The sequence below is a fragment of the Pedobacter panaciterrae genome (assembly GCF_013204795.1).
GTDB classification, from domain to species: Bacteria; Bacteroidota; Bacteroidia; order Sphingobacteriales; family Sphingobacteriaceae; genus Pedobacter; species Pedobacter panaciterrae.
The window spans coordinates 342,633-354,684 of sequence record NZ_JABMKW010000018.1; the positions used below are offsets into that span (position 1 = coordinate 342,633).

General features: G+C 39.1%; 7 protein-coding genes. 4 read left to right on the forward strand and 3 right to left on the reverse strand.

Translation table 11 applies throughout. From position 1 onward, the window contains the following. Positions 1-183: 183 nt before the first annotated feature. From pckA to HQN86_RS17205, 3 genes are all read right to left on the reverse strand, one after another. A complete protein-coding gene (gene pckA, locus HQN86_RS17195) occupies positions 184-1,788 on the reverse strand; it encodes a phosphoenolpyruvate carboxykinase (ATP) (RefSeq protein WP_172662149.1) in 1,605 nt (534 codons plus the stop codon). A 134-nt stretch (positions 1,789-1,922) separates the two neighbouring features. Beyond that, complete coding sequence (locus tag HQN86_RS17200; RefSeq protein WP_172662150.1) at positions 1,923-2,276, reverse strand: translation initiation factor; 354 nt, start codon at positions 2,274-2,276, stop codon at positions 1,923-1,925. Next, positions 2,266-3,156, reverse strand: a complete 891-nt coding sequence (locus HQN86_RS17205; RefSeq protein WP_172662151.1) for a diacylglycerol/lipid kinase family protein — start codon at positions 3,154-3,156, stop codon at positions 2,266-2,268. The genes HQN86_RS17200 and HQN86_RS17205 overlap by 11 nt, the downstream gene beginning before the upstream one ends. A 233-nt stretch (positions 3,157-3,389) precedes the next feature. Here HQN86_RS17205 and metK point away from each other — a divergent pair, with 233 nt between their 5' ends. The 4 genes from metK (at position 3,390) to HQN86_RS17225 (ending at position 12,036) form a co-directional block, all read left to right on the forward strand. Next, entirely contained in the window at positions 3,390-4,640 is a 1,251-nt protein-coding gene (gene metK, locus HQN86_RS17210; RefSeq protein WP_172662152.1) for a methionine adenosyltransferase, read from the forward strand. Positions 4,641-4,787: 147 nt separating this feature from the next. Next, complete coding sequence (locus tag HQN86_RS17215) at positions 4,788-5,135, forward strand: hypothetical protein (protein WP_172662153.1); 348 nt, start codon at positions 4,788-4,790, stop codon at positions 5,133-5,135. Between the two features lie 184 nt (positions 5,136-5,319). Then, positions 5,320-8,661 (forward strand): VCBS repeat-containing protein, encoded by a 3,342-nt coding sequence (locus HQN86_RS17220; RefSeq protein ID WP_172662154.1) that lies wholly within the window; start codon positions 5,320-5,322, stop codon positions 8,659-8,661. Between the two features lie 234 nt (positions 8,662-8,895). Then, entirely contained in the window at positions 8,896-12,036 is a 3,141-nt protein-coding gene (locus HQN86_RS17225) for a SusC/RagA family TonB-linked outer membrane protein (protein WP_172662155.1), read from the forward strand. Positions 12,037-12,052 lie beyond the last annotated feature (16 nt).

Here is a 12,052-nt window from a genome sequence, read left to right on the forward strand (position 1 = left end):
TCCAAATTAAATAATCGTTAGCTTGCTAATTCGTTTTGTCCCGTCAATTTTACCCGTTTGCACTCCCGTTATATCTAACGTATTACTGTATAATTAAAAAAGATTGTCTCGTTGCGGAGACAATCTTTCGCAATTAAAACTAAAAAAAAACTGAAATGCAAATTTTTAGGCAAAAAAAATGCTTTAAACTGTGTTTTCGGTTATTTTTGGTAGTGAACTAATCATTTCTTCGCTTGCGAAGGCTTCAAATTGCTTGAAATTATTTATGAAGGCCAAAGAAAGTTCATTGGCTTTATGATCATACTTTTGCTTGCTTGCCCAGGTATTTCTTGGATTCAAAATTTCTGATGGAACATTTGGGCAGGTCAAAGGAGTCCGTAACCCAAAAACAGGATCAGTGGTAAATTCAACATCTTCAAGCGCTCCATTCAACGCTGCAGAAATCATCGCACGGGTATATGCTAACTTCATCCGCTTACCTTCTCCGTAAGCTCCTCCGCTCCAACCAGTATTAACCAGCCATACATTTACATTATTCTTTTCCATCTTTTCTCCAAGGAGTTCTGCATATCTTGTTGGATGAAGTGGCAGAAATGCTTTACCAAAACAAGCAGAGAAGGTTAGCTGGGGCTCAGTAACACCTGCTTCTGTGCCGGCAACTTTCGCGGTGTATCCGGATATAAAATGGAACATCGCTTGTCCGATATTTAATTTGGCAATTGGTGGTAAAACGCCAAAAGCATCAGCTGTAAGAAAGAAAATGTTTTTCGGTTCAGGAGCAATTGAAGGGACTATGGCATGATCAATGTAATTTATCGGATAGGCGACCCTGGTATTCTCCGTTTTATCAATGTTGGAAAAGTCAACAGTTCGGGTGCCCTCAAAGTAATTGGTATTCTCCAACAAGGCACCGAATTTTATGGCATTAAAAATCTGTGGTTCTTTTTCAATAGTCAAATCCACACATTTAGCATAACAGCCCCCTTCAAAATTAAATACAGATTCACTTCCCCAGCCATGTTCATCATCTCCGATCAGTCCACGTTCGGGATCGGCAGAAAGAGTGGTTTTACCTGTTCCTGATAAGCCAAAAAATATGGCTGTATCTCCTTTTTTCCCAACATTTGCAGAACAATGCATTGATAATGTACGTCTCTGCTCTGGAAGAATAAAGTTTAACACTGAAAAAATCCCTTTTTTAATTTCTCCTGTATATCCCGATCCTCCTATAAGGATTATTTTTTTTGAAAAATTAAGGATCGTAAAATTAGGCTGTCTCGTTCCATCTACAGCTGGGTCCGCCAAAAAAGAAGGGCAGGCAATAATGGTCCATTCCGGTCGCTCTTGAATATCTCCGTCTTCCGGTCTTAAGAATAGATTATGAGAAAACAGATTTTGATATGCTGTCTCACTTACTACCCTAATGGTCGTTTTGTAAGCCTCATCTGCACAGGCAAACGAATCTCTTACATAATATTTTTTTTTGCTAAGATGAGCTGTTACTTTTTTATATAACGCATCAAATTTCTCCGGCTCGAATTTGAAATTTATATCACCCCACCAGACCGAATCGCGGGTTAGCTCGTCACAAACGATAAATCTGTCTTTTGGAGAACGGCCTGTAAATTTCCCTGTATCTACTGCCAATGCACCTGTATCAGCCAGTGAACCTTCTCCATTTTTTATGGCCTCCTCAACCAATTGTGCTACGTTAAGCTGATATAAAGCCATATCCGAATCCAGATCCAGATAGCTCAAATCAGGCCTAAGCATAAATGCTTTGCTCATAAGAATAATAAGTTAGTCAGGCAAAGTTATACAGATAAAAAGGTAAAAACACCTTTTTTAAAGAAAATTTTAACTTATTGTTGCTTATACACTTACAATTAAAATACTGAAAATCAATAAATTAAGTCAACGATTTATCCTCCAGATTTCTTTACTTTATAACCCTCCTTTTGCAAGAGTGAAAGCACTTTATCTCTAAAATCTCCCTGGATGATGATCTCGCCATCTTTTGCTCCCCCTCCTACGCCACATTTCGTTTTCAGCATTTTGGCCAAATTTTCCAGTTCTTCATCACTTTCTCTAAATCCTGTGACTAAGGTAACTGCTTTTCCACCTCTGTTCTTTCGATCCAATGTAACTCTTAGGTCCTGTTGGTTTTTAGGTACTGATTCATTGGAACCGTCGCTTTCTTCCTGATAAACAAAGGAAGGGTCTGTGGAATACATTATTCCTCCAAGATCACTTAGCGTTTTCTTTTTAGACTTCATAACTAGGAGTAATTATATTTAACGATAACGGCACAATAGACACTTCTATTTCCTTTCCCATGAAAAAGGGTTCTCCATCAATATGTATTGCATCGTCCTGACTGCGGCTGATCTTTATATTTTTACCTTTTATAATTTCAACAATTTTGGAGCGATCAGTTCTTGCACTTAACATTTCATATGCCAGTAACGGTAATTTGTACATTGGAAATTCTTTAACCACACAAACATCAAGAAGTCCGTCTACTACCGATGCCTTGGGGGCGATGTGTGCATTGTTGCCATATTGAGAAGAATTGGCTATGCTGATCACAAATGCCTTACGTTCATAATCTACTCCATCTATATTCAGCCGATAGATTTGAGGCTTATAGTTTAACACTTCTGTTAATCCTAATTTGAGGTAGCCCGTTAATCCCCTTGATTTATTTCCGGCAAAAACAGAGCTGATATGTGCATCAAAGCCCATCCCCGCCATATTGAAAAAGGATTTATCATTAAATCTGGCAGTATCGATGAGTTCAACGTTAAGCTTATTAATCACCTTGATTGCAGCAACAGTATTCATGGGTATTTTCAAGAACCTTGCCAGCCCGTTTCCAGAGCCAAAAGGAATAATACCCAGCACTTTATTCTGTTGCATGACCTTAGTTGCAATTTCATTTATGGTACCATCGCCTCCAACGGCCACAATTACATCAAAATTCTTATTTGCAGCTTCCTCAGCTATTTCCGAGGCATGACCAACATATTCCGTAAAGCTAAAATTCGGGCTAAACTTAGAGCGGTCCAGGTGTGCATCTATCAATGCAGGTATCTTTAACTTATCCTTCCCTCCTGATATGGGATTAATAATAAATAGAATGTTTGATTTCGACAAAACCTTTTGATTAATGATAGTACAAAATAATTGATATTTTTTGACTATTTAAATATATATGCTAATTTTGCAGCATTAAAGTGGACTGATTTGCGATGCTATTTAAGAATAGCGGGATTGCAACCACGTAAAAAAAAGTGCTAACCTTATCATACACTTCATTTTACTGCCTGCTACGCAGGGTCTGATTCCATTTTATATAATTGTTTAAATTAAATTTTTAATTATTTAAAATGTCGTATTTATTTACATCCGAATCAGTTTCTGAAGGTCATCCGGATAAAGTAGCAGATCAAATCTCAGACGCACTTATTGATAATTTTTTGGCATTCGATTCAGAGTCAAAAGTTGCTTGTGAAACTTTGGTTACCACAGGTCAGGTTATTTTAGCTGGCGAGGTAAAATCACAAACTTACCTGGATGTGCAGCAAATTGCTCGTGATGTAATCAGAAAAATTGGTTATACAAAAAGTGAGTACATGTTTGAAGCCAACTCATGTGGCATTCTTTCCGCAATCCACGAACAGTCCCAAGATATAAACCAAGGTGTAGACAGAGCCAGTAAAGAGGAACAAGGCGCCGGTGATCAGGGAATGATGTTTGGCTATGCAACCAACGAAACTGAAAACTACATGCCTTTGGCATTAGATCTTTCACATACACTTTTACAGGAATTAGCGCTCTTAAGAAGAGAAAACAATGAAATTACTTATTTGCGTCCTGATGCTAAATCACAAGTAACGCTGGAATATTCAGACAACAACAAACCAGTTCGTATTGATGCTATTGTAATATCCACCCAGCATGATGATTTTGATGAAGAGGCTACTATGTTAGCCAAAATCAAAAAGGACCTTGTGGACATTCTTATTCCAAGAATTATTGCAAAATACCCGCAATATGCTCATCTGTTTAACGATAAGATAGAGTATCACATCAATCCTACAGGAAAATTTGTTATCGGAGGTCCTCATGGCGATACGGGTTTAACAGGCCGTAAAATCATTGTGGATACCTATGGAGGAAAAGGAGCTCATGGTGGTGGTGCATTCTCAGGAAAAGATCCAAGCAAAGTAGATAGAAGTGCGGCATATGCAACTCGTCATATTGCGAAAAACCTTGTTGCTGCTGGTGTAGCTGAAGAAATTTTAGTTCAGGTAAGTTATGCTATTGGGGTTGCAAAACCAATGGGCATTTATATTAACACTTACGGAACAAGCAAAGTAAATAAAACAGATGGCGAAATTGCCAGGATTGTTGAAGACCTATTTGACATGCGCCCGTACTTTATTGAGCAGCGCTTAAAGCTAAGGAATCCAATTTATAGTGAAACTGCAGCATATGGTCATATGGGTCGTAAACCTGAAACAGTGACCAAAACTTTCAAAAGCCCCGGAGGCGAAGAAAAAACAGTTACAGTTGAATTGTTTACCTGGGAGAAACTGGACTTTGTAGATAAAGTAAAAGCTGCTTTTTCATTATAAGCTTAAGGAATATTTAAAATTCAAAAAGGCTGACCATGAATTATGGTTAGCCTTTTTACATTATAGCACATCGAATAATACCCTTTCAACAAAAAAGAAAACCATTTCTAAAAGCTGTTGTTTTACTTACAAAAAACAAGACCTATTATGGAACATCCAATAGAAATGAATACACTCAGTCAGGTTTTAGAAAAATTAAGACTTAAAGGCCTGGATAACGAAATAAAGATGACAGATCATGGTAAAATGCAAGGAGTGGGCATTAATAAAATTTATAACCCCGAAGACCTTACCATAATTAAAACCTATCGCTTTGAAGGAGATTCTGACCCTGCTGACAACTCCATACTTTATTTGTTAGAAGACAAAGACAAACAGATAGGCTATATTCTTGATGCTTATGGAATGTATAGCTCTCAGGAAAATGCCGGGTTCGATGACTTTCTAAAAAAAATACCTACCGCAGATAGGGATATGCAAGAGTTATTTAGTTAACCAAAATTATATCTACAGCTTGTTTAGCTAAAAAAAACAGATACAAAAAAAGCATTTTTAATCGAATGCTTTTTTTGTATAAGAAGTTGGGGATGGTGCATCTTTAATGCTTTCCGTAAAAAAGATGATACATTGAAATAAAGTTGTTATCTTCAAGAAGAATTAAACCAAACTTCTTAACCAAATGTCTTCTTTAACCTCTAAACTGCACCTGAGCATAGCGCTTCTCAGCCTATTTTCATTTACATCCTGTGTAAATAATGATAAAAAAACGAGCATTGAGGCTGACACAAATAAACTCTTTTCTCTACTTTCCTCAGATCAAACACATATCGATTTCAATAATACAATCATTGAGAACGAGAGAGCAAACATTATATCTTATCAGTACTTCTATAATGGTGGAGGTGTTGCAATCGGCGATTTAAATAATGATGGTCTCGATGACATTTATTTCTCGGGGAACATGACAAAAGCCAAACTATATCTTAATAAAGGGAACATGCAGTTTGAGGATATTACTGATAAAGCCGGCATAACTGAAGTGGGCCTTTCCTGGAAAACAGGAGTTACCATGGCAGATGTTAATGGTGATGGAAGATTAGACATTTATCAGTGTTACTCCGGGGCGTTACCAGCAAAAAACAGATCCAATAGCTTGCTGATCAATCAGGGAATCAACGATCAGGGAATCCCGATATTCAAGAACGAGGCTGCAGCGTATGGACTTGCAGATACCGCATATAGTACCCAGGCCGTTTTTTTTGATTATGACAAAGATAACGATCTTGATATGCTCCTGTTAAACCATAATCCGAAAGTTTTTACTACCCTTGATGAAATATCTGCCCCTCTAATCTTAAAAGAGCCTGCACCAACCATTAGGATTAAACTATATAAAAATGAAAATAAAAAATTCAAGGACGTTTCTGATCAGGCTGGCATATATAATTCCTCTTTTACCTATGGTTTAGGTGCCGGAGTAAGTGACCTGAACAATGATGGTTATCCCGACATTTACATTTCAAATGACTATTCGGCTCCCGATTATTTGTACATGAATAACGGGAATGGCACTTTCACAAATCAAATTCAATCCCAAATCGGTCACACCTCTTTATATTCGATGGGTAATGATATTGCAGACATTAACAATGATGGCCTTTCTGATATTTTTACCTTAGATATGCTTCCGGAAGACAATCGCAGGCAGAAGTTGCTTTTTTCTCCTGACAATTATGAATATTATGATTTACGCCTGCGTCTTGGCTTCCACTACCAGGATATGCGCAATATGCTTCAATTAAATAATGGGAACGGCACATTTAGTGAAACGGGCCAGCTGTCGGGCATTTCAAATACAGATTGGAGTTGGGCAGCATTGTTTGCAGATTACGACAATGACGGCTGGAAAGACCTTTTTATATCTAATGGCTATATGAGGGACTATACCAACATGGACTTTCTGAAGTTCAAAGGAGATTTCTTGCGTAGCACCGATCCAAGTCAAATAAAAGCGAGTCTGTTAGATCTGATTCACGCGATGCCGGCATCCAATGTTAACAACTACATTTACAAGAATAATGGAAACCTCTCATTTACCAATAAAGTGATGGAATGGGGATTAAACATTCCTTCGAATAGCAATGGGGCAGCATATGCTGATTTGGATAACGATGGGGATTTGGATCTGGTAGTTAACAACATCAACCTGGCGGCGTTTGTTTATGAAAACAAATCAGACAAAAAAGCGAAAAATCAATTTCTCAAAGTAAAACTGCAAGGATCCGGACAAAATACTCAGGGTATTGGGGCAAAGATATGGATCTATAACAAAAACAAACAACAGTATCTTGAACAAATGCCATCTCGCGGCTATCAATCAAGTGTTTCCCCGATTTTGCATTTTGGCTTAGGGGATGCTAATTCCATTGACTCTCTTCGAATAGTTTGGACAAGTGGAAAACAAGAGGTGATCTCAGGTATAAAAGCAAACCAGCAAATACCCTTGTTAGAAACAAACGCAAAACTAATATATAAAGCTCCGCAGCTTGTTCCTTCTATATTTAAAGAGGTTAAATCGCCTATAGCATTCCAACAGCAAAAAAAATCAACCAACGATTTTAAGCGACAACCATTATTAATAAATCCTATGTCATTTTCCGGGCCGTGTATAGCCAAAGCAGATATAAACGGCGACGGTTTAGAAGATATTTATATCGGCGGAACTCAGGGGCAAACCGCTGTGCTTTTTATTCAAAAAAAGAATGGCGAATTTGTTAAAAAACCTCAGGCAGCTTTTGCTTCCAGCATAAAAAGTGAGGATGCAGATGCAGTTTTTTTTGATGCCAACAAAGATGGTTTTATCGATCTTTATGTATGCAGCGGGGGCTATGACAGTTATACTCCAGCAGACCCATCACTGCAAGACCGGCTATACTTAAATGATGGCAAAGGTAATTTTAGGCAAGCAGTTAATGCGCTACCTAAAATGCTAAGTAGCAAGAGTTGTGTCCGCGTCACAGATTTTAATCAAGATGGTCATCCAGATTTATTTATAGGAGGAAGAGTAGTCCCAGGTCGTTATCCAGAAACACCAGCGAGCTATTTACTGATTAACGATGGGAAGGGAAATTTCAAAGATCAAGTTGAAACCATAGCGCCGCAATTACAAAAAGCAGGAATGATCACAGATGCAGCATGGGTGGATTTGAATGGCGATAAAAAACAGGATTTAATTGTTGTAGGAGAGTGGATGCCTGTTACCGTATTAATTAGTAATAATGGAAAATTGATTGATAAAACCACTGATTATTTTGATAAACCCTTTTCAGGATGGTGGAATAAATTACTGGTTGATGATCTAAACAATGATGGCTTGCCGGATATAGTGATTGGAAATACCGGCTTGAATACACAATGCAAGGCAACAGAACAGGAACCCGCAGAAATGTATTACAAAGATTTTGACGACAATGGATCAGTTGACCCCATATTATGCTTTTACATTCAGGGAAAAAGCTACCCCTACGTAACCAGGGATGAAATGCTTGACCAGATGAGCATCATGCGCACCCGTTTTCCGGATTATAAAAGTTATGCTGATGCATCAATGAAAGACATATTCACGAAAGAGGAATTAAACGGTGTATCAAGGCTAAAAGCCAATCATTTAAAAACCACAGCCTTTATTAATAATGGGAAAGGCAAATTCAAAGAATTGGACTTGCCCATCGAGGCTCAATTTTCGCCTGTGTTTACCGTTACCGCCATTGATTACGATAAGGATGGCAATAAAGATTTGTTGTTATGTGGTAACATTAGCCGTGCACGACTCAGATTCGGAAAATACGACGCCAATTATGGCTTGCTTCTTAAAGGCAACGGTAAAGGCGGTTTTACCTACATCTCTCAGCAAAAATCCGGTTTTAATATAAAAGGAGATGTGAGAAGCGTAGTACAAACCAATAACAAACTGATATTCGGCATTAGCCAACAGGGCCTGAAGGCATATACATTAAGGTAATCGGGAAAGGCAATTGCCAGATAAATTACATGGCAAAATAGCTTAATGATTTGCAAAAATAAGTTAACAATCCAACTGAACTTTACTATACTTTCATAGTAATAGCATCATATCTTTTATTAAAATCTATTTCTTTTAAAAATCTGGATGCGTATCAAGCAGCTCAGATCGGAGAAGAAACAGGTACAAAAATAACTTAAAAGGTATCTGCTAGTTAACTAAATCATCCCAAATATGAACCAGTTTTTAACTTTGACACCCAAGGGTGTGGCTTTGCGCCAAAAAATTATTTGCCTGTTAACAGTTCTGTTCCTGGCGACAACGATGCAACTACATGCAAACTATCTAAAAAAAAATCCTGCTTACCTACGCATCCCCCCCATCGATGCAAAAGGAAAAATCCTGGATGAAAAGGGTGTTGGAATTCCCGGAGTCAGCATTAAAGTAAAAAGTACAGGACAAACTACAACAACTGATAATGACGGCAATTTCAGCATAAAGGGTTTAACCGACGAGGCGATTTTGATTGTTTCCTATGTCGGCTATACCACTCAAGAGGTAAAGGTTACTTCCGGAAACATGTCAATTAAGTTAGTGCCACAATTGCAAGGTTTAGATGAGGTTGTTGTTGTAGGGTACGGAACCGCAAAAAAATCGGATCTAACCGGAGCAGTAGGTACAGTAAAAGCAGAAACGCTTCAGGAGCGTCCGGCCTCGTCTCTTAATCAAAGCTTATCGGGTCGCGTGTCAGGCGTAAATGTATCCTCCAATTCCGGCAGACCAGGCGGCCGGGCCAGCATCCGCATTCGGGGCGCAAGTTCATTAAGTGTGTCTAATAATCCTTTATATGTGATTGATGGAGTTATACTCAATGCTGTAGATCTGAAAAACGGGAGTTCCCCGATCGATTACATAAACCCTAGCGATATCGCCTCTATCGAAGTATTAAAAGATGCCTCATCAACAGCAATTTACGGAGCACGTGGAGCCAATGGTGTAATCATGGTTACCACTAAACGTGGATCTTCCAATGGAGGGAATGTAACCTATGAATCAGACTTTAGTTTAGGTGTACTACCTAAAAAACTTGAAGTGCTCAATTCGAAAGAATTTTTAGCAGTAGAGGATTTAGCCTATGCAAACGCCAAAAAATATGATCCCGTAGGGTGGGCAACAGGAACAAAATACACAGACCCTAAGACCAAGCGTAACAATCCAAAATTGTTTGATTCACAAGGCAACCCATTATATGATACAGATTGGCAGGATGAAGCATTCCAAAAAGCGTTTACACAAAATCATCAGCTTGGCTTTGCCGATGGTAATGAAAGAAGCAGCTTTGGCGCTTTTTTAAACTATCGCAATCAGGAGGGGCTCGCACGTGGCTCATGGCAAAAAAGATATGCCGGCCGCTTTGTATTTGATAGCCAGATAAAGAGTTGGCTAAAAGTAGGTGGAACAATGGGTTATACAGATCAAAATGACAAACAAGTTGATCAGCTCGATGGAGGAGGAATAACCATGATGCGTCAGGTATTAGAGGCCTTACCGATTATTCCTGTAAAATATGCCGATGGATCATGGGCAAGCAACAGAGACTATCCGGGAATGGAAGGTGGCGACAGCCCTCTTCGTGTAGCTGCCGATAGGTTATATTTTTTGCGCACCCAAACTTTGCTCGGCAATATGTATGCGGCCATTAATCTGGCTCCCGGATTGGAGTTCAAATCAACAATTGGTACTAACATCATTAATCAGAGAGAGGATTATTTTGCAGCCAAAGGGATGCAATACATTTCTGACAATGGAGACGCCCGGGTAAATAACAACAGGTACAACTCATGGCAATTCGAGAATTACTTAACCTATAACAAGCAATTTGCGAAAATACACTCCATAAGCGCTATGGCAGGTCTATCCTGGCAGCATATTGATCGTTTTGAAAATCAAGCAAACACTCAGGGTTTCGATGACTCGTATTTTCTGTACAATAACCTGGGTGCAGGATCTAGCCCTCAGGCTCCTTCCTCCAATGGCCAGGCTTACGGGCTGAATTCATATTTTGCCCGCATAAATTACAGCCTGAACAACAGGTATTTAATAACTTTTACGGGTCGGGCAGACGGGTCTTCTAAGTTTGGGACCGAAAACCAGTATGCCTTCTTTCCTTCGGCCGCACTTGCCTGGAGAGTAATCGAAGAAGACTTCATGAAGAATATTCCCAGCATTTCAAACCTGAAGATTCGTGCCAGTTACGGCGCTACCGGAAATTCTGAAATTCCGGCATACAGAGCACTTGCAGGCATGGGTAATTATAACGTAATTTTCGATGGAACCCGAAATATCGGCATAGGCACCAACCGCATGGCCAATCCTACCTTACAATGGGAAAAAACGAAACAAATTGATTTCGGGCTTGAGGTCGGCTTATTCTCCAACAGGTTAAATTTCGAACTCGATCTGTATCGCAGAAAGGTTAATGGCATGTTACTAGAAGCCCCTTTACCACTAAGCAGCGGGTATCCCAGCATCTTCTCTAATGTTGGAAGTATGGAAAACAAGGGTATTGAATTTAGTGTAAACTCCACGAACATCAAAACAGACGATTTCTCCTGGAGTACAACCTTCAATATTTCCGTGAACAAGAACAAAGTTCTTGCCCTGGCCAGTGGCGATATATTTTCAGGAAATGGAGTAATTAGAGTAGGCGAACCTGTTGGCTCTTTCTTTGGAAGGGTACACCTGGGAACCTGGGGGACCAATGAAGCCGCAGAAGCAAAGAAATACAATATGCTGCCAGGTGATGTAAAATATAAGGACCTAAACAACGATGGCAGAATAAACGATCTGGACAGGACTATAATAGGAAAAGGTATCCCAGATGGGTTTGGCACGTTCTTAAATACTTTCCAATACAAGGCATGGTCATTAACCGTAGACCTTCAGTATATGTATGGCAATGATGTACTGGATAGAAGCATCCATTCAGCGGAAGACAGACAAGGCATTGCCAACAGTTACAAAACCGTGTTAAATGCCTGGACAGAAACCAATCAAAATACCTCAATTGCCCAAATCAGACCAATTAATGCCTATTATACCACAAACAATGATAGTCATAAAGTAACTGATGGATCATTTATCCGTGGGCGCAATTTATTACTTGCATATTCCTTTCCATCAGCAACAGCTGCTTCATTAAAACTGAATCGCCTAAGGATATATGGTTCCGTTCAGAACTTTTTTGTAGCTACTAAATATAAAGGTTATGATCCGGAAGTTTCCAACTCAGGAGCACCCTTCGATCAGGGCTTAACATTATATGATTACCCAAAGCCAAGGGTATTTATGGTTGGGCTTAATATCGGGCTATAGTTTAATACAAACCTTC